General features: G+C 41.4%; 16 protein-coding genes. 9 read left to right on the forward strand and 7 right to left on the reverse strand.

The annotated features are described in order from the left end of the window. Positions 1 to 135: 135 nt before the first annotated feature. The 8 genes from LV85_RS00250 to LV85_RS00285 all read left to right on the forward strand — a co-directional run bounded on the left by LV85_RS00250 (position 136) and on the right by LV85_RS00285 (position 13734). Complete coding sequence (locus tag LV85_RS00250) at positions 136 to 3255, forward strand: SusC/RagA family TonB-linked outer membrane protein (protein ID WP_245942069.1); 3120 nt, start codon at positions 136 to 138, stop codon at positions 3253 to 3255. Positions 3256 to 3267: 12 nt separating this feature from the next. After that, positions 3268 to 5127, forward strand: coding sequence for a RagB/SusD family nutrient uptake outer membrane protein (locus tag LV85_RS00255; RefSeq protein ID WP_111316181.1), 1860 nt, complete (start codon positions 3268 to 3270; stop codon positions 5125 to 5127). Positions 5128 to 5389: 262 nt separating this feature from the next. Next, positions 5390 to 8545 carry a VCBS repeat-containing protein gene (locus LV85_RS00260; protein ID WP_245942071.1) on the forward strand — a complete coding sequence of 1052 codons (3156 nt, stop codon included), beginning with the start codon at positions 5390 to 5392 and terminating at the stop codon, positions 8543 to 8545. Positions 8546 to 8596: 51 nt separating this feature from the next. Further along, on the forward strand, positions 8597 to 9556 hold the full coding sequence (locus LV85_RS00265) for a formylglycine-generating enzyme family protein (RefSeq protein WP_111316183.1): 960 nt from the start codon (positions 8597 to 8599) through the stop codon (positions 9554 to 9556). 18 nt (positions 9557 to 9574) lie between these two features. Then, entirely contained in the window at positions 9575 to 10885 is a 1311-nt protein-coding gene (locus LV85_RS00270; protein ID WP_111316184.1) for a Gfo/Idh/MocA family protein, read from the forward strand. 2 nt (positions 10886 to 10887) lie between these two features. Then, complete coding sequence (locus tag LV85_RS00275) at positions 10888 to 11799, forward strand: hydroxypyruvate isomerase family protein (protein ID WP_111316185.1); 912 nt, start codon at positions 10888 to 10890, stop codon at positions 11797 to 11799. 12 nt (positions 11800 to 11811) lie between these two features. Beyond that, positions 11812 to 12846: a WD40/YVTN/BNR-like repeat-containing protein gene (locus LV85_RS00280; protein ID WP_111316186.1), complete on the forward strand. Its 1035-nt coding sequence runs from the start codon at positions 11812 to 11814 to the stop codon at positions 12844 to 12846. 153 nt (positions 12847 to 12999) lie between these two features. Then, complete coding sequence (locus LV85_RS00285) at positions 13000 to 13734, forward strand: 1-(5-phosphoribosyl)-5-[(5-phosphoribosylamino)methylideneamino]imidazole-4-carboxamide isomerase (RefSeq protein WP_111316187.1); 735 nt, start codon at positions 13000 to 13002, stop codon at positions 13732 to 13734. A 1-nt stretch (position 13735) separates the two neighbouring features. Here the strand turns inward: LV85_RS00285 and LV85_RS00290 are convergent, their stop codons facing one another. Further along, positions 13736 to 14086: a hypothetical protein gene (locus tag LV85_RS00290; RefSeq protein ID WP_111316188.1), complete on the reverse strand. Its 351-nt coding sequence runs from the start codon at positions 14084 to 14086 to the stop codon at positions 13736 to 13738. A 74-nt stretch (positions 14087 to 14160) separates the two neighbouring features. Between LV85_RS00290 and LV85_RS00295 the strand changes: the two genes are divergently transcribed. Further along, complete coding sequence (locus tag LV85_RS00295) at positions 14161 to 14499, forward strand: tRNA-binding protein (protein WP_111316492.1); 339 nt, start codon at positions 14161 to 14163, stop codon at positions 14497 to 14499. Here LV85_RS00295 and LV85_RS00300 read toward each other — a convergent pair. The 6 genes from LV85_RS00300 to LV85_RS00325 form a co-directional block, all read right to left on the reverse strand. Continuing rightward, a complete protein-coding gene (locus LV85_RS00300; RefSeq protein WP_111316189.1) occupies positions 14496 to 15323 on the reverse strand; it encodes a Rossmann-fold NAD(P)-binding domain-containing protein in 828 nt (275 codons plus the stop codon). The genes LV85_RS00295 and LV85_RS00300 overlap by 4 nt on opposite strands. A gap of 45 nt (positions 15324 to 15368) precedes the next feature. After that, the gene (locus LV85_RS00305; protein WP_111316190.1) at positions 15369 to 15995 is read right to left on the reverse strand and encodes a sterol desaturase family protein; all 627 of its coding nucleotides are present in this window, start codon (positions 15993 to 15995) and stop codon (positions 15369 to 15371) included. A gap of 106 nt (positions 15996 to 16101) precedes the next feature. Beyond that, entirely contained in the window at positions 16102 to 17238 is a 1137-nt protein-coding gene (gene bshA / locus LV85_RS00310) for an N-acetyl-alpha-D-glucosaminyl L-malate synthase BshA (protein WP_111316191.1), read from the reverse strand. 217 nt (positions 17239 to 17455) lie between these two features. Further along, positions 17456 to 19168, reverse strand: coding sequence for a GMC oxidoreductase (locus LV85_RS00315; protein ID WP_111316192.1), 1713 nt, complete (start codon positions 19166 to 19168; stop codon positions 17456 to 17458). After that, a complete protein-coding gene (locus LV85_RS00320) occupies positions 19161 to 19733 on the reverse strand; it encodes a gluconate 2-dehydrogenase subunit 3 family protein (protein WP_111316193.1) in 573 nt (190 codons plus the stop codon). Before LV85_RS00320 ends, LV85_RS00315 begins: the two co-directional genes overlap by 8 nt. A 54-nt stretch (positions 19734 to 19787) precedes the next feature. Then, positions 19788 to 21224, reverse strand: coding sequence for a sulfatase-like hydrolase/transferase (locus tag LV85_RS00325; protein ID WP_245942073.1), 1437 nt, complete (start codon positions 21222 to 21224; stop codon positions 19788 to 19790). Between the last annotated feature and the right edge of the window lie 7 nt (positions 21225 to 21231).

Here is a 21231-nt window from a genome sequence, read left to right on the forward strand (position 1 = left end):
AAAATACAGTCAATTTTATGCGATAAACAGTTTGCTTTTCTTAATGCATAGGGGGACATTAGAATGTTAAAATCTATTAAATAACAATAAACCCCTATGCCAATGAGAAACTTTACTCATTTAAAGCTATTCAGCATGACATTAATTTTTTGTCTAGGACTGATTAGCACAACATTCGCCCAGACCCAGGAGGTGTCTGGTGTCATAATTTCAGGAGAGGATAATTTGCCTCTGCCTGGTGCCTCCGTCCTTGTAAAAGGCACAACAAATGGTACCGTCACAGATATTGACGGTAAGTTTACCCTTAGCGTTTCTGGACCAGATGACGTATTAGTCATGTCATTTATTGGCTTCACGCCGATGGAAGTGACAGTTGGTTCGCAGACTAATTTTGAATTCACCTTGCTACCTGATACAAAATCTTTGGAAGAAGTAATTGTAGTAGGTTATGGTGAGCAGAAGAAGGAAACTATTACAGGTTCTGTTGCCACAGTAAAAGGTAAGGAACTAACCAAGTCTCCAGCTCTGAATTTATCAAACTCTATCGCTGGTCGTATGGCTGGTGTGGTTGCTGTAAACAGAGGTGGTGAGCCAGGTTATGATGGATCTGGAATTCGGATTCGTGGTTCCAATACATTGGGTAACAACTCAGCCTTGGTAGTAATCGACGGAATTCCTGACAGAGCAGGTGGTCTAGAAAGACTTAATCCAAATGATATCGAGAGTATTTCGGTATTGAAAGATGCATCAGCTGCTATCTACGGATCTAGAGCTGCAAACGGTGTAATTCTAGTAACTACCAAAAGAGGTGCTACCGGTGCTCCTGAACTGACTTTTCAAGCAAACTTAGGATGGGCTCAGCCAGCATTGCTTCCAAAACTGGCAAACGCACCTGAGTATGCAAATGCGCTGAATGAGTTAAATATCTACGAGCTTCCTACTGATGAGTGGGCTGCTGCAAATGAAGCGTACAAGCAGAACGGAGAATATGTTAGACCAAATGGTCAGATTAGATCTGCTCCCTACACACCAGAGGAAATTGAATTGTATAAAAACGGTTCTGATCCGTGGAACTACCCTGACACTGACTGGTATGGTGAAACACTTAAAAATTGGTCTCCTCAGAGTAGATACAATCTACAATTAGTAGGTGGTGGTGAGAATGTGAAGTACTTGACTTCCTTAGGTTACCAAGATCAGGATGCATACTATAAGGATGCCGCTACTGGATACCAACAGTATGACTTCCGAATCAACTTAGATGCGAATATCAATAAGTATATGAAAGTAGGCTTGGGTATTTTAGCTAGAGAAGAAGTAAGATCCTTCCCAACTCAATCTGCAGCTGCGATCTTCCGTATGTCGATGAGAGGTAAGCCAAACCAGCCTGCATACTGGCCAAATGGCAAGCCAGGTCCAGATATCGAAAACGGTCAAAACCCAGTAGTAATTACTACAAACCAAACTGGATACGATCGTGACAAGCGTGACTATATCCAGTCTACAGGTACATTGGAGATCAAAATTCCTGGAGTAGAAGGATTGAAATTCACTGGTACAGCCGCTATTGATAAATACATCAGAGCGACTAAAAGATGGCAAATTCCATGGACCTTGTATGAAAAAGGTAATGGTTTCGAGGATGATGGAGTTACTCCAGTATTGGTACCAAGTAAAAGAGGTCCTGCTGAACCAAACTTAAATGAGTCTACTAGCCAGCAATTGAATGTGCTTTTGGGTGGGGTTATTAATTACGATAAGACGTTTAATGATATCCATACACTAAATGTAGTAGCTGGTGTCAACAGAGAAACAATCGACGGAAATAATTTCAATGCCTATAGAAGATTCTTTATCTCTACTGCTATTGATCAAATGTTTGCTGGTGGTGATCTTCAAAAAGATAACGGTGGTGGAGCATTTAATAGAGCTCGTTTGAACTACTTCGGTAGAGTAGCTTATAACTACAAGGAGAAATATCTTGCAGAGTTCCTATGGAGATACGATGGTTCATATATCTTCCCTGAAGACACGAGATTTGGTTTCTTCCCAGGATTGATGTTAGGATGGGTTGTTTCTGAAGAAAATTTCTGGAAAAACTCACTTGGTAAAACCTTTGACTTCTTCAAAATCAGAGGTTCTTGGGGTCAGCTAGGTAATGATCAGATTGGTGAATACCAGTATCTTTCTACTTATGGCTTTAGCTCTTATATCGTTGGTGGAGCAGAAACAAAGACACTTTATGAAACAAGAGTTCCTAATGAAGCAATTACATGGGAAATTGCCAACAACTCTAACTTAGGTTTTGAAGGACAGTTCCTTGAAGGCAAAATATTCTTCGAGTTTGATTTGTTCTACAACAAGCGTACAAATATCCTTTGGCAGAGAAACGCTTCAGTGCCACAATCAACAGGTCTAAATCTACCAGCTGAAAATATTGGAGAAGTAGAAAACAAAGGCTTTGACTTGAATCTAGGCATAAGAGGTGGAAAAGGAGAATTCCAGTATTCTGCAAGTGTAAACGGAGGTTATGCCAAGAACAGTATTTTGTTCTGGGATGAAGCTCCAGGAGCTCCTGAGTGGCAGAGATCTACTGGCAGCCCTATGAATACAGGCTTAGTTTACCAGTATGATGGAGTATTCCCAGATCAGCAATCAATCGATGCTGAGACTATTGACTACTCAGCTATTACCAATAATTTACGTCCTGGTGATATGAAGTATAAGGATTACGATGGTGATGGAAAAATCACTCCTGATGATAGAGTACGTATGGACAATAACAACATCCCTCTATTCCAAGGTGGAATTAACTTAAACGCCAACTGGAAAGGATTCGACGTTTCTATCTTGTTTCAAGGATCATTGGGAGCAAGACAGTATATCAGTGCAGGTGAGTCAGGAAACATAGGTAATTATCTTTCTGATATCTATGACAACAGGTGGACTATCGATAACCCTAGCAGCACAGATCCAAGACTTGCTAATAGAAACGATCAGTATTATTCTTCAGGAAATACATATTGGTTCAGACCATCTGATTACATGAGATTGAAAAACTTAGAAATTGGATACAACATTCCAGCTCATATCACTGAGAAGATTGGAGTCAAAAATGCCCGTTTTTACGTAAACGGATTGAACTTGATCACTTGGAGTAAGACGAAGGTATATGATCCAGAGTCTGACGCTTCAACAGGTCAATATTACCCACAAGCAAGGGTAATCAACACTGGTCTTTCTGTTTCATTCTAAAAAACTCAAATAATGAAAAGAAATATAAAACACATAGTAATAATGCTTACAGCATGCTTTACCATTGCAAGCTGTAACAGTGATTTTCTAAATACAGAACCCCTAGGTGAGATATCGCAAGCTGCGGTATGGACTGACCCATCTTTAGCAGAAGCTTTCGTAATTGGGATTTATCAAGGATTTGGAAATGGTGGATTTGACGAGCAAATGCTCGCATCTCTCTCTGATGAGGCAATGTTTACACACCCAGGACGTGGTATTACCACAGTCACTGAGGCGAGAGTAAATGCAGCTGATTTAGGTTGGGTGAATAACACCTATAGCTGGGCTAACATGTACAGCTATATCCGTAGAGCTAATATTGCCATAGCAAACCTTTCAGACCCACAGTTTGAAAATGATGGGGGAATAGTAGACAAACTACTAGGTGAAGCAAAGTTCATGAGAGCTTACTATTATCATCAATTAGCTAGATACCATGGTGGAATTCCCTTGGTGGATAAGCCTTATGGATTGGGTGAAGATACTTATGACCTAGCCAGAGCTACATGGGAAGAGACCATCAACTTCATTGTAACAGATCTAAATGACGCAGCAGCTTTATTGGAAGGTAAGTCTAAGGTAGATGGTAGAGCTACAGATATTGCAGCTTTAGCCTTGAAAGCCAGAGTGCTATTGTATGCAGCAAGTGATTTGCATGATGGCCCTACTGCCAGTTCTAATTCTACGCTTTTGGCTTCTTATCCTAATCTTGATCTAGTAGCATATCCAAGTGGCAATAGAACTGAAAGATGGCAAAAAGCTCAAGATGCTGCGAGAGCAGTATTAGAAAAGGCAAGTGGAAATAATTTGGGTTTGTCTGAGCCTGTTTCACACGAGATAGGTATCCAGAATTACATCGACAACTCAATGGCCAGAAATGGTGGTGAGCAAGAGATTATTTTGGGTAGATATTTCATCAACATGAAGCAAGAAAATGGTGGTCGTCAAGGTCTTTTCAACGGACCAAATGGCTATAACAACTGGGCAGGTAACTCTCCAGTACAATTGCTAGTAGATGATTATGAGATGATGGATGGTACTAGATTCGACTGGTCCAACCCTGATCAAGCTTCTGCACCTTTTGAGAATAGAGATGCGCGTTTCTATGCTTCCATTCTGTATGACGGAGCTCAATGGAAACCAAGATCCACGGCCAACCAGCCTAAGGATCCATTGGGTCAAATTCAAGCTGGTACCTATGAAGTAACAGACGCTTCAGGAGCTAAAGTGACTCACTTTGGTTTGGATACTAGAAATAGTTCTATCGAGGATTGGAATGGTAGCTATACTGGATATTATACCAGAAAATTCGTAGACGCAGATCCTACTATTGTTGATCAGAATACTTGGCAAGAAGTGCCATGGCCTATTATTAGATTTACTGAAGTGGTTCTAAATTACGTAGAAGCTTCACTGGAATTAGGTCAGGAGGACGAAGCAAGATTCTGGTTGAATAAAATTAGATTCCGTGTTGGACAACCTGCTGTTACTGAGACTGGAGATGCTTTGGTAGCTCGATATAGAAATGAAAGACGTATCGAAATGGCCTATGAGGAGCAGAGATACCATGATACGCGCCGTTGGATGATTGCTGAGGAAACCCTAGGTCGTAAAGCAAACATCATCAACATTACCGGTACACTTAAGCCTGGTAAAACTCTATCTACCTATAGGTATGATACCGAGTACTACGACTATGAGTACAAGGTGCTTCCAATTGACCCAGGAAAAGAGAACAGAATTTGGTTAGATAAAATGTTCTTTGTGCCGATAGCTCGAAGTGAGATGAATCGTAATCCAGCTCTAGTCCAAAATCCTGGAATAGACTAAAAAATAATTTTCTTTTAATTTTTGATCTAAGCCATCTCATTTGGGATGGCTTAGATTATTTTAACATATGATCAACCGGAATTTCATAGCAGTTTTGGGGCTCAGTTTACTACTGTTCTCTTGTTCTGAACCAGACAACAGCAATCAGTCTGAAAATCCCTCAATTTCAAATACTCCTCCTCTCTTTCATCTTTTGGCCCCTGAACAAACAGGAATCACTTTTTCCAATAGAATAGAAGAGACTCTCAACCTCAATGTCCTCATGTACGAGTACCTCTACAATGGAGGTGGCGTGGCTGTGGGAGATCTGAATCAGGATGGACTGGAGGATATCTATTTTTCTGCCAATGTAAGTGGCAATATGCTTTACCTCAATCAAGGAGACCTTAAATTCACAGAAACAGCTCAAGCTTCTGGAGCTACCGGAAGATCAGGTCCTTGGAAAACTGGAGTTGTATTCGTCGACATCAACGGCGATAACAAACTAGACATTTATCAATGCTACTCAGGAAATTTGCCAACTGAGAAACGTACCAATGAACTTTTTGTAAATCAGGGAAATGATGAAAATGGAGTTCCTATTTTCAAAGAAATGGCTGAAGAATATGGCATAGCTTCTAATGCACCAAGCACTTCAGCTAGCTTTTTTGATTTTGATCTAGATGGAGATTTGGATCTTTTTATACTAAATCACAACACCAAATCCATCCAAAATCAGGATGTGAATTTGACTAAGGTACTACTCAAAGAAAAACACGAAGCTGGTTCTCAGCTATTCGAAAACAGAGATGGGAAGTTTATCGAGATCACTCAGAAAGCTGGTATTTCTAGCTCGAGCCTATCCTATGGACTGGGCGTAGCGGTTTCAGATATCAATCAAGATGGCTGGCCAGATATCTACATAGGCAATGATTATTCCATGCCTGATTATCTATATATCAATCAAAAAAACGGAACATTCAAGGATGAGATCCAAAGCCGTCTAGGACATACCTCTCATTTCTCTATGGGTAATGACATCGCTGATTTCAACAACGACGGCTTGCCTGATATTTTCACGCTAGACATGCTCCCTGAGGGCAATGAAAGACAAAAGCTTTTGCTCGCCCCAGATAATTTTGAATTATTTGAGCTGAATGTAAATAAAGGATTTCATCATCAATACATGCGAAATATGCTGCATGTAAATTCTGGCGATGGTACTTATCAGGAGATTGGACAGCTATCAGGAGTATCCAATACCGACTGGAGTTGGTCCTCACTTTTTGCTGATTTTGATAATGATGGCTGGAAAGACCTCTTCATTACCAATGGTTACTTGAGGGATTACAACAATCAGGACTTTCTGAAATACATGGACAATTACGTTCGTACTTCAGGTGGTCAGCTCAAGCGGGAGGATTTACTGAACATGGTCAAAAACATGCCTTCTTCGAATCTGACCAATTACATTTTCCAGAATACAGGTGAGTTGACCTTTGAAAATAAAACGAATGATTGGGGAATCAATCAAACTGCAAATAGTAGTGGAGCAGCTTACAGTGATCTTGATAATGACGGTGATCTTGACCTCATTGTCAACAACATCAACTCCCCAGCATTTATCTATGAGAATCAGACCAGCCAACTCAATAGCGGAAATTATCTGAATGTGAAGCTTATAGGATCTGCTAGCAATTCATCTGCATTTGGAGCCAAAGTTGAAATCTTCGCTGGAAATACTGTACAAGTTTTGGAACAGAATCCGTATCGTGGCTATCAGTCTTCCGTGTCTACTACATTGCATTTTGGCCTAGGTGAAATAAGCGAAATCGATTCTATCCAAGTCAGCTGGCCAGGTGGAAAAACCACCAAGGAATATGCCATAGCTGCCAACCAAAGCCTGGAGTTGAGCGAAGGTACTACTGGCAGTCCTACCAATAAAAAGCTGAGTTCTTCGAAAGTTTTCTTGACAGAAAAAGCAAAACTAAGTAATGAGAAGGGTAGGGATTTCAATGATTACAAGCGGCAGCCCTTATTGATTAATCCAGTTTCTGGAAACGGAAAGGCGTTGGTTTACGCTGATTTTACTGGTGATGGACGTGAGGATATATTTGTAGGAGCAGGCTCCAATGCCTCTGGCACACTTTATTCACAGACATCGAGCGGCTCTTTTGTCAAGATGAATTCTAGCATTTTTGCCGCTAATGCTGCTTCGGAAGATACTGACGCAATTGCGTTTGATGCAAATGGAGATGGTAGTTTGGACCTTTATGTAGCAAGTGGTGGAGTATATGATTTCAATGTAGGAGATGAAGTTTTGCGAGATCGACTCTACCTAAATGATGGAAAAGGTAATTTCAGCATATCTTCTCAGTCTTTACCTTCTGAAGCATTTCCGACAGGTACAGTGCAGGTGGTTGATTTGAATTTGGATGGTACTCCAGATTTATTTGTAGGAGCCAGAATCAATCCAGGTCAATTCCCAACCTCTCTTGGTGCTAGAATTTGGATCAATGATGGCAACGGAAACTTTAGCGACCAAACCAAACAACTTGCCCCTACTTTTGTCAATTTGGGGATGCTCACGGACGCTGGCATCGCAGATTTAGATCAGAATGGAAAGCCTGAATTGATAGTACTCGGAGAGGCTATGCCAATTCAGATTTTCTCTTTCCGAGACAATCAATGGATAGAAACTACCCTTGAATTCTTCGAGAAGCATGAATTTGGTTTTTGGAATGACTTGACCTTGGCTGATTGGGATGGAGATGGCAAGGTGGAGATATTGGCTGGAAACCTAGGGACAAACTCCCAGATCAAGGCAAGCAGCTCGGAGCCAGCGGAGATTTTATATAAGGATTTTGATGGAAATGGATCCACTGATGCCTTTTTGGGATATTATATCCAAGGAGAAAGATATCCAGCAGCAAGTCGCGATGAAATACTTGGTCAAGTACTGTTCCTAAAAAAGAGATACCTTGACTTTAAGTCTTTTTCTAATGTAAAAATGAGTGAGCTTTTCACCCCAGGAGAACGCCAAGGATCAGGTTCCATTTACATCAATCGACTAGAGACAAGCTATTTTGTCAGAAATGAAACAGGAAAATTTGAGGTAAAAGAATTACCTATTCAAGCTCAGTACTCACCAGTTTTTGCTTCAGAAGCTGTGGATGTGAATGGAGATGGAAATCTGGATATAATACTCGGTGGAAATATCGGCTATGGTAAATTGTACTTTGGTAAATATGATGCAAGCCAAGGCACTGTTTTACTTGGCAATGGAAAAGGTGATTTTACCAATGCTTCCAAATCCAAAAGCGGGCTGAACCTGAGTGGAAACATTCGCAAAATTATAGCGGACAAGAGCCTGTTGCTGATATATTTGGATGAATCTACGGTGAGCATCTATTCCCTCCATCCATCAAAAACGGACTAAATTGCAAATCCAATACTATTATATTTAATGCTAAAGATTTTTTCTTTGAACATGTTTAAAACAAACACAAAATACAGCTTAATTGGCGCATTGCTTCTGATGAGCTTTGATGTCAATGATTCCAATTTTGAATCCTACACGCAGAAAATCCCAGGAACTCAAGTCGCTTTTCAAATGGCGGCTATTCCAGAAGGAAGCTTTATGATGGGATCGGACAATTTCGCCGATGAAAAACCTGCTCATGAAGTGAAAATTGATGCTTTCTGGATGGGAACTCATGAAGTGACTTGGGATGCTTTTGAGCTTTTCCTAGACAAAAATTATGAGTTAGCCCTCTCCGAAGGACCAATTGGAGAAATCGTGGATGGACTGACCAGACCAAGTATGCCTTATCTGGATATGACATTTGGAATGGGAAAAGAAGGTAAGCCTGCCATAGGAATGACACAGTACGGTGCCATCCAGTTTTGCCACTGGCTGTACCTGAAAACAGGTGTTTTCTACCGACTTCCTACAGAAGCAGAATGGGAATATGCCGCCAAAGCTGGATCAGAAACAAGGTTCTTTTTCGGCGACGATCCATCCCAGCTTGGAGAATATGCCTGGACTAGAGAGAATTCTGAGGATACTACCCATCCCATTGGTGAGAAGAAAGCAAACCCTTGGGGACTTTATGATATTTATGGCAATGTGCTAGAATGGACTTCGGATCAATACGATTCAGAATTTTACGCAGCATCGCCTGCAGCCAATCCTTCCAATCCATCCACTGAGCTATATCCAAGAGTGGTACGTGGTGGAAGCTACGATACAGAAGCTTCAGAATTGAGTTCTACCAAGCGATTTGAAAGTTCTGCAGATTGGAAGCGAATAGATCCACAGATTCCTAAAAGCCAATGGTGGTTTCCAGAAGCACCATTCTTAGGATTAAGACTAGTGCGTCCCCTTATGCCACCTAGCGATGAAGAAATTATGGCTTACTATCAAGCCGCTCCTATAACTGATTATTAACCCTTAAAACCTATACTCATGAAAATCGAAAATTCACGTAGGGACTTCATCAAAACTTCCGCCTTGGTAACAGGTGGTTTGATGACCTCGCCGTTTGTATTGCCTGGGGCATACGCTGCTCCAGTCAATGAATTAAAACTTGCGCTAATTGGCTGTGGTGGTCGAGGAACTGGTGCTACTTTTCAAGCTTTAGCAACAGGACACAATATCAAGGTAGTGGCGATGGCAGATGCCTTCAAAGACCGACTAGATAATGCACACAAGGCGCTAAGTGAAAAATATGGAGACAAGCTTGCTGTAACAGAGGAAACGAAATTTGTCGGTTTTGATGCTTACAAGGAGGCTATTGCATTAGCAGATGTAGTGATTCTGGCTACACCTCCTGGTTTCCGTCCTATGCATTTCGAAGAAGCGGTGAAGCAGGGGAAACAGGTTTTTATGGAAAAGCCAGTAGCAGTAGATGCTGCAGGTATTAGAAAAGTATTGAAAGCTGCTGAAGAAGCAAAGGCTAAAAAACTCAACGTTGTGGTAGGTCTTCAGAGACATTACCAAGCAAACTATATAGAAACAATCAAGCGAATTCACAATGGTGATATTGGTGATATTATCAATGGCCAGGTGTATTGGAATGACGGTGGCGTATGGGTAAGAGAGCGTCAGCCAGGTCAGACTGAGATGGAATATCAAATGAGAAACTGGTACTACTTCAACTGGCTTTGTGGTGATCATATCAACGAACAGCACGTGCACAACATTGACGTAGCTAACTGGGTGAAGCAGGGTCCGCCGGTAAAAGCTGAAGGAACAGGCGGTCGCCTTATTCGTACAGGTAAGGATAATGGAGAAATCTTTGATCACCATGTTCTAACTTTTACCTACGCAGATGGATCGGTGATTCACAGTGAGTGTCGTCACTTCCCTGGCGCGCAGAACCGCGTAGATGAAAGCTTCCAAGGAACCAAAGGAACAGCCTACCTAAGTGCTGGTAATTATGGAACATTGAAAGATTGGAAAGGCAATGTCTTGTATGAGCATGATCGTAAGAATCAGCCAAATCCTTATCAGGTAGAGCATGATCAGCTTTGGGCTACCCTATTCAATGGAGAATATAAATTTGCTGATGCAGAAAATGCCGCCAATAGTACCATGACAGCCATCATGGGTAGATATGCTACCTATTCTGGTAAGCCGTTGACCTTCGATGAGGCTATTAATGGTACAGTAGATTTGATGCCCGATACTTTAGCTTGGGATGCTTTGCCTAAGGTATTACCTGGTGCAGATGGCTATTATCCTCATGCTATTCCTGGCAAAACTAAAGTAGTTTAATCATGGAAAGAAGAGGATTTATTAAGAAAGTTGGCTTAGGAAGCACCCTAATGGGTGTTTCTGGGGCTATGAGTATGCCTTCTTTTGCAGCAGGCAAGGCTGAGCCTACCTTCAATATGGATTTTGCTCCACACTTCGGAATGTTCAGAAATTCCGCTCCAGGTGGAATTGTAGATGAATTGAAATTCATGGCTGATCAGGGTTTTAGATCACTGGAGGACAATGGCATGCTCAAGCGCTCTGTAGAAGATCAAGCCCTTATTGGCAAAACCCTAGATTCCCTTGGAATGAGAATGGGTGTTTTTGTGATCGAAGGCGGGGATAACTGGAAAGTGTCTTTGACTACAGGCAAGCAGGAATTCATAGATACTTTCGTGGATACCTGTAAGAAATCCGTGGAAGTAGCGAAACGAGTTGGAGCCAAATGGATGACTGTAGTTCCAGGATACTTCGAAAGAAATCTTCCTATGGGCGTGCAGTCAGGCAATGTCATTGAGGCATTTAAGCGTGGAGCTGAAGTATTAGAGCCACATGGACTCGTGATGGTCATGGAGCCTTTGAGTGATAATCCTGATCTCTTCCTACGTCATGCTGACCAATCTTATATGATTTGCAAGGCTGTAGATAGCCCAGCTTGTAAGATTCTGTATGATATTTACCATATGCAAAGGAATGAGGGTAATCTCATTGCTACGATGCAGAAGACTTGGGATGAAATCGCTTACATTCAAATCGGAGATAATCCAGGTAGAAAGGAACCAGGAACTGGAGAAATCAATTATAGCAATGTATTCAAATTCATCCATGAACAAGGATTCAAAGGTGTAATGGGTATGGAGCATGGAAATGCCTCTCCAGGAGTAGCTGGGGAAAAAGCATTAATTCAAGCTTATAGAAAAGTTGATATAGTCTGATTTTAGAATAATATGATCAAAAGAAAATTACTAGCGCTATCATTATTGATAGCGCTTTTTTCCTGCAAAAATTCTGATGAAGAACTAGCCGATAAACCTAGCGGCTGGGAGATCCTTGAGACGCCAGTAGAGTCATCTCTAAGAGGTCTTTCCCCACTCACAAGTGAGATAGCATGGGCAAGTGGTAGTAATGGCGTCTGGCTGAGGACGATAGATGCTGGCAAGACTTGGGATCATGGCGTAATCGCAGGATTAGACTCAGTTGATTTCAGATCTATACATGCTTTTGATGCGATGACCGCCATCGTGGTCTCAGCAGGTCAGCCTGCAGTGATCTATAAAACACAGGATGGCGGACAAACTTGGGAACTAAAGCATCAGGAGAATGAATTCGCTTTCTTAGATGGGATAAGTTTTAGCTCAGCAAGTAGGGGATTTGTCGTAGGAGATCCTTTTGAAGGCAAATGGACAATCCTCCAAACTGCCAATCACGGGAAAAGCTGGTATTTGGTAGATTCCCTTCCTGCAGCTGCAGTGGGTGAAGCGGCCTTTGCTGCTAGTGCTACCTCTTTGCTAGCGGAAGGAAATGAACTTTGGCTAGGAACTGGTGGATCAGAGTCGAATCTCCATTATTCGAAAGATATGGGAGCAAGCTGGGAGAAATTTACAAGCCCATTTATCCAAGGAGAATCCTCTCAGGGCATATTCTCCATCACAAGTATGGGAGGTGGTGATATCGTCGGCGTAGGTGGAGATTATTTGAATGAAGAGATGCAGGAAAATATAGCTGGCATATATGTATCAAATAAAAAAGAATGGGTGCTCCCACAGAGTGGACCAGGTGGCTATCGCTCAGGGGTAGTATACTTCCACAAACAAAAATGGCTAATTGCAGTAGGCCCTTCTGGATCGGATTATTCCCTTGATGCGGGCATTACATGGCAGCCAATTTCTGAAGATGGTTTTCACGCAGTGAAAATAGGACACGCAGATGGCTCAGTATGGGCATCCGGTGCTAAAGGAAAAATAGCTAAATTAAAGTATTGAAATCCTAATCTTCTTGTCAGTCAGAACTCCTGAAAGCAAATTTCGTGTTTAATACTTACAAAAGATTTGCATATTGGATAAGAATAGAAACAAGATGCCAGTGAATCTTCAATCTGAATCTCATTTCCCAACATAAACCTGAATAGTATTAAGATGTTTGAAATTGTTCCTTCCATATGGCTAATCAATGGGAAATGTGTCCGACTGAAAAGGGGTGATTTTTCCACTGAAAAAGTGATATCTGATAACCCACTGGGGATTGCTCAGGATTTTGAATCCATTGGACTCAAGAGAGTTCATCTCGTAGATCTAGATGGAGCACGCAGAGGTGAACCAAAAAATTATCATATCCTAGAGGCTATTGCAGGATATACTGACTTGAAAGTTGATTTTACAGGTGGTATTTCTACCGATGGCGATGTAATCAAATGTTTTGAATTTGGTGCATCTACGATCACCGTGAGTTCCGCAGCGGCAAATCATCCAGAGCGTTTCGCTCAGTTTATACTTTCCTATGGAAGAGAAAAAATCAATTTGGCAGCTGACGTCAATCCAGATGATAATAAAATCAAAATCAAAGGTTGGTTAAAGAAAACACAAATTGACCTATTTGATCATATTGAGTTTTTCTATGAGCGCGGATTGAAGTACTTGAAATGTTCTGACGTCACTGGAGATGGGGTATTGGAAGGCCCGAACTTCTCACTGTTTCAAAGTATCAGAAACAAATTCCCAGACATTCATCTTGCAGCAAGTGGTGGTGTAAGAGGAGTTGATGATTTTAGGCAACTTCGAGACATGGGAGTATCAGCTGCAGTGTTTGGAAGAGCTTATTACGAAGGGATGATTAGTCTTCAAGACTTAGAGAAATTCTTAGCAGAAGGATAGTTTAATCTGCTTTGAATTTATCTACGATGTAGAGAAAAATATTAAAAGACAAGGTAGAAGGTGCTGGTTCAGCTTTTTTCCCTTCACCGCTAAAAGTGCTTTCCTTTTTTGGAGCTGGAGTCTTGACTGGTGCGACGTTGGTAGTGGAAGGAATATAGCTCTCTCGAACCTGAATATCAGGCTGATCAGACTGATTCTCTACCAAAGGTTTGTCAATAGGTTTCTCTCGTTCCATTTCTGACTTTTCCTGCTCATTTTGAGCCATAGAATCCCCTGCCCAAAAGCATATTCCCAATACAGCAATGCTGAAAATGGTTAGTTTTTTGAAGGAAAAGTCAGTTTTTATTTTCATAGTTGGAAATTGTAACCTTTGTCTTTTACTTAGGGTATTGTAAAAGATTCCTAAAATTAGGAAAAAAATCCACTATGCAAACGATTGATAGCAAAGAATTTGACAAAGTAGAATTACGTGTAGGCACTATTTTAAGTGTTGAGCCGTTTGGAAAAGCGCGAAAACCTGCTTATAAAATCTGGGTTGACCTCGGAGAGGAGATAGGTGTAAAGAAATCTTCAGCACAAATTACTGTCCATTACCAAGCCGAGGATTTAATAGGCAGACAGGTCATTTGTGTTTGCAATTTCGCTCCTAGACAGATTGCCGATTTTATGTCTGAAGTTTTGATCACAGGATTCAGTGATGAACAGGGTCATATCGTACTGACCTCTGTAGAGAGAGCTGTACCAAATGGCGCTCGCCTACACTAGACTTCTTTGGAATAGGGAAAGTCCAACGGATCTGGAAATTCAAATTCGAACCCCGAATCCAAAATCTTAGCTCCAGAAACTAAACGATCAACTCCTTCAGAAGCATTTTCATAGCTTCTGGGAGGCTCAAAACCCAAGTCGAGAGCATTACGCTCATAGACATCTTTGCGAACTGAGTGGATTGGAGCTACCCCATTATAGACCTCATTCCATAGATTCTGCTCAATGATCCAAGCCAGCATTCTTGCCGCATCATTTCTATAGATGAAGTTTACACGGCTATGCCCTTTTACATTCTCTCGGCCAGCCACATATTTTCCAGGAATCCGCTCATCTCCTAATAAGCCCCCAAATCTCACAATGGTAAGATCAAAATTTCTGTCCTTTTCAAACATCAACTCACTCTTGAAAATGGTCTCATTACCAGTAAGACTTTTGTCAAGAAAATCAGTTTCTGTATAAGCCTCTTTTCTATTTGCCTCAGGATATACCCCTGTGCTGGAAACGAATAACACTTTCTTGATGGAAGAGTTATCTACCATGCTCCGCAAAAACTTGATTTGCTCCAAGAATAATTCTCCGGAAGATGTCCGAGTTCTTGGAGGAATATTAACGACTAATACTTCAGCAGTAAAAAGTTCTTGGAAGCCTTTACCTTGAGGAAAAGGAACTAGTGCAAATTGAATGGCATTGATCCCCTCTTTTTGCAGGCTCTCTGCTTTCTCGGCTGTAGTGGTAGATCCACATACGGTGTGATTAGCACAGAGGATTTTTGCCAATGGCAGCCCAATCCAACCCAAACCGATTATTGATATTTTGCTCATAGAGTTCATAAAAAAACCTCCCAGAAATTAGGGAGGTTTATGCTGTTAGTCCTTTTTTGGAATAGTACCGAGGATATAATCCCAGAGTGGTGTACTCACACCAAATGCTACATCGGGATCTTTGTAATGGTGAATCGCGTGGTGCACCCAAAGTACTTTCATGAAATTCTTTGGAGGCTGGATCGCATGAACCAAATAGTGAATTCCAAGGTAAAGTGCATATCCCAACAAGAAACCTGGTAAGAAATAGAATGCTAGATCTCCCATGGTTAATTTGAATATTAGATACAAAATGGCAGCATAAGCAGCACTCACAAAAGGAGGCATAGCCAATCTGTCTTTGTCCTTAGGGTAATCGTGATGAACACCATGTACTGTGTACTGCAATTTATCTTTTATAGGAGTATTCGGTTCCATATGGAAAAAATGCTTGTGCATCATATACTCTACCAAGGTGAAACCAATATATCCTACCACAAATAATAAGATGGCAGTTCCAATTCCCACGCTAGTGGTTTTGATTCCGAAATATATGGAAACACCACCGAGAATGATAAACATTACGATAGGCATCCAAATAGGGGTACGGGTAATTCTCTCTAGAATAGGGTTGGAGAACATCTGGGCTGTGCCAAAATTGTCCGGCTTATCCAATCTTCCAATCTTTTTCATACGCTACTAAATAAAACTATTAATATTTTCTTGATGCTGAATCAGGAATTATCGTACAAAGATAATTCAAAACGAGCTTTTGTCACTGACAAAAATCATATTTTCATCAAACTTGTGCCATGGTTGATTCTATGGTCTTTTGATAATGAGAAACATACAAAGGTAATATTTTTGAAATATCGAACTCTTTAGCCCTTTGCAATGCGTTTCTTTTGAAGGTTAGGAGGTTTGCATCATCTAAGATGAACAGCGCCTTTTCCTTCATGTATTGGATATCTCCGATTTCTGAAACAAATCCTGTGACTCCATCTACATTCAATTCAGGAATCCCTCCTGCATTGGAAGAAAGAATAGGTACTTCGCAGGCCATTGCTTCTAGCGCGGCAAGTCCAAAACTTTCCTTTTCGGATGGCATCAAAAATAAATCTGCGACAGAAAGTACCTCTTCTACTGCTTCCAGCTTGCCAAGGAATCGCACATCGTCACAGACCCCAAGCTCTCTACACAAGCGTTCCATTTTATCACGCTCTGGGCCATCGCCTACTAGGAGTAGCTTACTTGGAATTTCCTTTCTAACCTCATAGAAGACTTGAATCACATCCTCCACTCGTTTTACCTTCCGGAAGTTGGATGTATGAACCAAGAGCTTTTCGTCATTTGGACAGATTGCCAATTTGAAATGCTCTTTCTTCAGTCTTTTGAATCGATCCAAATCAATAAAATTTGGAATCACTTCGATGTCTCTTTGGATATCAAAAAATGCGTAAGTCTCTTTTTTCAAATCTTCTGATACCGCAGTTACTCCATCAGATTGGTTAATACTAAAGGTTACTACTGGCTCATAACTGGGGTCTTTTCCTACCAAAGTGATATCTGTACCGTGCAGGGTAGTCACTATCGGAATTTGAATTCCTTGTGCTTTTAATATTTGCTTTGCCATATAAGCAGCTGAAGCATGAGGTATGGCATAATGAACATGCAGTAAATCCAATTTTTCATATTTCACCACACTTACCATCTTACTTGCCAAGGCCAGCTCGTAGGGTGCATGTTCGAAAAGCGGATAACTCTTGATATCTACTTCATGGTAAAAAAGATTCTCACTAAAAAAATCCAAGCGAGTAGGTTGCCTGTAGGTAATGAAGTGTACTTCATGCCCAATTTTGGCTAGACCTTTACCGAGTTCTGTTGCTACTACTCCGCTGCCTCCAAAGGTAGGATAGCAAACAATGCCGATTTTCATAATAAAATGTGCTGGTGAATTGACCTGCTTTTTAACACGCATTAACCTCTCTTTTGTTCAATTCCGAAGTTAATTCCCTCAATATTCGGAACTGAAAAGCAAAAGCTATTGAAAATCAATACAGTTACAAACTATTTTTAATAAAATTTACACACAAAAAAACCCTGAGAAGGATCTTTTCTCAAGGTTTTTTATATGTTCAACACAATTTTTAGCGCTATTTCTTACTTTCATTTACCGCATGATGTGCCGCTCTCGCAGCAAATGCCATATAGGTCAGCGTAGGATTCTGAGTAGAAGTAGAGGTCATACAAGCTCCATCAGTGACGTACACATTTGGTACGGCATGCAGCTGATGGTTTCCGTTGAGCATGGAAGTTTTAGGGTCTTTACCCATTCTTACTCCTCCCATCTCGTGAATATCCAAACCAGGCACACGATGATCATCTCGCACAGAAATATCCGTAAAACCTGCCTTGGAAAACATTTCTGAGATTTGCTCCTGATAATCAATGATCATTTTCTCATCGTTATCATCGTAATCCACATTGAATTTCAAGGTTGGAAGACCATAAGGATCAAGTTTATCTTTGTCCAAAGCAATGAAATTAGATTCTTTTGGAATCGTCTCCCCCATCATGTGAGAGCCTACTCTCCAAGGTCCATCTGGCGGTGTTGGGTTCAGCATACTATTTTTCAGATCCATACCCACTCTTGCATCTGCTACATAGCCTCCACCTCGGTAAGCACTGAATCCTCCAGCATATCCTCGAAGAAAATCGGTTTCCTGCTTTTTCACATTTCTGAATCTTGGGATATAACCACTCGTAGGACGTCCACCAGTAGTCGTATATTCTTTATATCCGTCATAGGAAGCACTTACGCCAGCTCTATAATTATGGAAAGCGAAGTATTTACCTAAAACTCCACTATCATTTCCAAGTCCATTAGGGAATCTAGCAGAAGTGGAATTCATCAAAATAGCATTAGAATTGACGGCGGCAGCATTGATGAAGATTACATCTGCATAGAATTCTTCCACCTCTTTGGTATGTGCATCTATGACTCGTACACCAGTTGCCTTGCCTTTTTCCTCATCATAAATCACGGAATGAACTACCGAATCGGGTCTCAAAGTCACGTTTCCGCTTTTCAGCGCCCATGGAATAGTCGAGGAATTACTACTGAAATATCCTCCAAAAGGACATCCTCTCTGGCATAGGTTTCTGTTTTGACAAGTTGCTCTTCCCTGCTCGGAAAATTCTGGTCTAGTCTCATGAATGTGTGCACATCGAGCAGAAATCATATGTCGATCACCATAGACTTCTTTCATCTTTTGAGCAAAATGCATCTCGACGATGTTTAAGTCATAGCCTGGCAAAAACTCGCCGTCGGGTAAGGTATCTAATCCATCAAGGTTGCCAGAAACACCAGCAAATTTCTCTACATGACTGTACCAAGGAGCCAGATCCTTGTAGCGAATTGGCCAATCTACAGCAAATCCATCTCGTGCAGGACCCTCGAAATCATAGTCAGACCAGCGCTGTACCTGTCTCGCCCATAAGAGGGATTTTCCTCCTACTTGATAGCCTCTGATCCAGTCAAATGGCTTATCCTGGATATACGGCTGCTCAGAATCTTTTGCAAAAAAGTGCTCGGAATCTTCACCATAGGCATAACACTTGGCTACGATGGGATTTTCGTCTAATACTTTCTGCGGAAGCTTCCCTCTATGTTTGAATTCATAAGGAAGCATATTGGTGGTAGGATAATCCTTGATATGTTTTACGTCTCTTCCTCTATCGAGCAGCAGTGTCTTCACTCCCAAGTCACCAAATTCCTTGGCTGCCCATCCACCGCTGGCACCTGAACCTACTATAATGGCTTGATATGTTCTCTCTTGTTTGTTTCTGATATTCAGATTAGCCATTGATTCTAGGTTTTTGGTTTTCTGAGATTAAAGCTGCTCCATTGTAGGGACCAGGGATAAGTGAATAAGGAATAATTTCTGTCTGAATGTACTCAGAGGCCATATAGCCTTGCATGGTAAGCTTCTTGGTAGTATTCAGGAAATACGAGATAGCCCTATCCTTTTCTCCTTCTGGAGTCTCAGCAGGCTGCAAATCTATTCCTCCTTGAATTAGATCTTCTTTCTCTCTAGAGCTGAGCTGGTCAAACTTTTTCCCCACAGTATTTTTGGCGTAAGCTGGGAAAGCTGCAAGTCCCGTACTGAAAAGCACTTGGTTTTCAGCCGTCATGCAATCATTTACCATTACCAAAATAAAATCAGGAACTTCTAATTCAAGTGCTCCTTTCAATTCTCCAGCAGGTATGATACTATCTGAGATTGCTCCCAAAAGTTGCTTTTGTGAAGTAGTAACTTTGAGATTCTCGTATGCGGCCAAGATGTCATCTGAACTGAAATCGCAGGAAGGAATAAGTGCTAATCCTCCGGAAATCAATGCAAGATGCCTTAGGGCGATTCTTCTATTCATGGTTATGTAGATTTTGGGTGATAAATCAGGACATTAATGTAGCCAAATCAATGATTAATTACCACTTAATTTTGAACGGTTGTCTAGAACTCCCTGTAGCCAATCCTCATGAAGGGTCAATAATTCAGCTGCTACTTCAGGATGCTCCAGTTTTAGATTTTTAGACTCGGTGCTGTCCTGAGACAGATTCACCAGGTAAATTTTATCCTCTTCTGTGAAAGTCAATTTCTTTGCAGAATCATGAGGATTGCCAAGCAGTTTCCAAGGACCTTTCCGCACTGCCCATGAGTTAGTCTTCACTTCAGGATTTCCAGTAGCCCAGTGCATCACATCATGTCCTGATGCTGCATTGTCATAGATCACATCTCGCAAACTGATGCCATCCACCTCAGCAGGATTTGGCACTTCTACCCCAGTTAGGTCGGCAAGTGTAGGATACCAATCCACACTTCCAGCCCACTGATTACGAACTTTTCCCTGAGGAAGATCGCCTTCTGGCCAAGAGATAATCGCTGGTACACGAATACCACCTTCAAGCATGCTAAACTTAGCCCCATTGAATGGTCCTGCATTTCCACCTCCATAATAAGCCCGCTGCTCGGTGCTATGACCATGATCTGATTGGAAAACAATGATCGTATTATCTAACTGGCCTGTTTGCTCCAAATGATCTAATACATTTCCTACCAATTCATCCACCGTAGAAATGAATGCCGCATATTCCTTCCTTGGAGATGGTAAATCTTTGTAATGCTCCAACCAACTAGGACGTCCTTGATACGGATAGTGAGGCATATTGATCGCCCAATAGACAAAGAATGGATCGGCAGTAGGCGCTGTGAAATGCTTCACTTCCTCCACCATTAGATCGCCAAAGAATTCGCCAGGTCTATAGATTTCCTTTTCGTTTTGATAGAGATCATGAAGATTAGGTCCAGCCCAAAAGAAAAAGTGTGAATAGTTATCAATACAGCCTCTTTGGTGACCAAAGAAATAATCGAAGCCTTGACCGTTAGGAAGTTTTTCGGGGCTATGACCTAAGTGCCATTTGCCGATGGTAGCCGTCCGATATCCACCAGTTTTAAACATCTCCGCCATCGTGATCTGCTCGGTTGGCATTCCATCTTTGTGCTCCGGGTCATTGTTAGGAATATCCACATTCCCAAAAAGCCCTGCATTGTAATTATACTTTCCAGTCAAAAGTCCCGCTCGGGAAGGAGAACATACAGGAGCCACGGCATAGAATTGGGTAAACCTTACACCCGAAGCTGCCAATCGATCAAGATTGGGTGTGGCCAAATCTGTGGACCCATAACTATTCAAATCCAAGGTGCCCTGATCATCAGAAAGGATTACGATGACATTGGGTTTTGAAGGAGTAGCAGTAGTTTTTGCTTGCTCTTGTTCACAGGAACTCAGAAGAATAACTGAGCCTATTAAAGCTAATAATTTGTTGTTCATATTGAATTTGAGAAAGAGTACTTTTCTCATTTTGGAT

The sequence above is a fragment of the Algoriphagus chordae genome (genome assembly GCF_003254055.1).
In the GTDB taxonomy this organism is placed as follows: Bacteria; Bacteroidota; Bacteroidia; order Cytophagales; family Cyclobacteriaceae; genus Algoriphagus; species Algoriphagus chordae.

Coding starts and splice junctions, on each gene's coding strand:
- LV85_RS00250 (WP_245942069.1), top strand. CDS start 136: ATGACATTAATTTTTTGTCTAGGACTGATTAGCACAACATTCGCCCAG.
- LV85_RS00255 (WP_111316181.1), top strand. CDS start 3,268: ATGAAAAGAAATATAAAACACATAGTAATAATGCTTACAGCATGCTTT.
- LV85_RS00260 (WP_245942071.1), top strand. CDS start 5,390: ATGTACGAGTACCTCTACAATGGAGGTGGCGTGGCTGTGGGAGATCTG.
- LV85_RS00265 (WP_111316183.1), top strand. CDS start 8,597: ATGTTTAAAACAAACACAAAATACAGCTTAATTGGCGCATTGCTTCTG.
- LV85_RS00270 (WP_111316184.1), top strand. CDS start 9,575: ATGAAAATCGAAAATTCACGTAGGGACTTCATCAAAACTTCCGCCTTG.
- LV85_RS00275 (WP_111316185.1), top strand. CDS start 10,888: ATGGAAAGAAGAGGATTTATTAAGAAAGTTGGCTTAGGAAGCACCCTA.
- LV85_RS00280 (WP_111316186.1), top strand. CDS start 11,812: ATGATCAAAAGAAAATTACTAGCGCTATCATTATTGATAGCGCTTTTT.
- LV85_RS00285 (WP_111316187.1), top strand. CDS start 13,000: ATGTTTGAAATTGTTCCTTCCATATGGCTAATCAATGGGAAATGTGTC.
- LV85_RS00290 (WP_111316188.1), bottom strand. CDS start 14,086: ATGAAAATAAAAACTGACTTTTCCTTCAAAAAACTAACCATTTTCAGC.
- LV85_RS00295 (WP_111316492.1), top strand. CDS start 14,161: ATGCAAACGATTGATAGCAAAGAATTTGACAAAGTAGAATTACGTGTA.
- LV85_RS00300 (WP_111316189.1), bottom strand. CDS start 15,323: ATGAGCAAAATATCAATAATCGGTTTGGGTTGGATTGGGCTGCCATTG.
- LV85_RS00305 (WP_111316190.1), bottom strand. CDS start 15,995: ATGAAAAAGATTGGAAGATTGGATAAGCCGGACAATTTTGGCACAGCC.
- bshA (WP_111316191.1), bottom strand. CDS start 17,238: ATGAAAATCGGCATTGTTTGCTATCCTACCTTTGGAGGCAGCGGAGTA.
- LV85_RS00315 (WP_111316192.1), bottom strand. CDS start 19,168: ATGGCTAATCTGAATATCAGAAACAAACAAGAGAGAACATATCAAGCC.
- LV85_RS00320 (WP_111316193.1), bottom strand. CDS start 19,733: ATGAATAGAAGAATCGCCCTAAGGCATCTTGCATTGATTTCCGGAGGA.
- LV85_RS00325 (WP_245942073.1), bottom strand. CDS start 21,224: ATGAGAAAAGTACTCTTTCTCAAATTCAATATGAACAACAAATTATTA.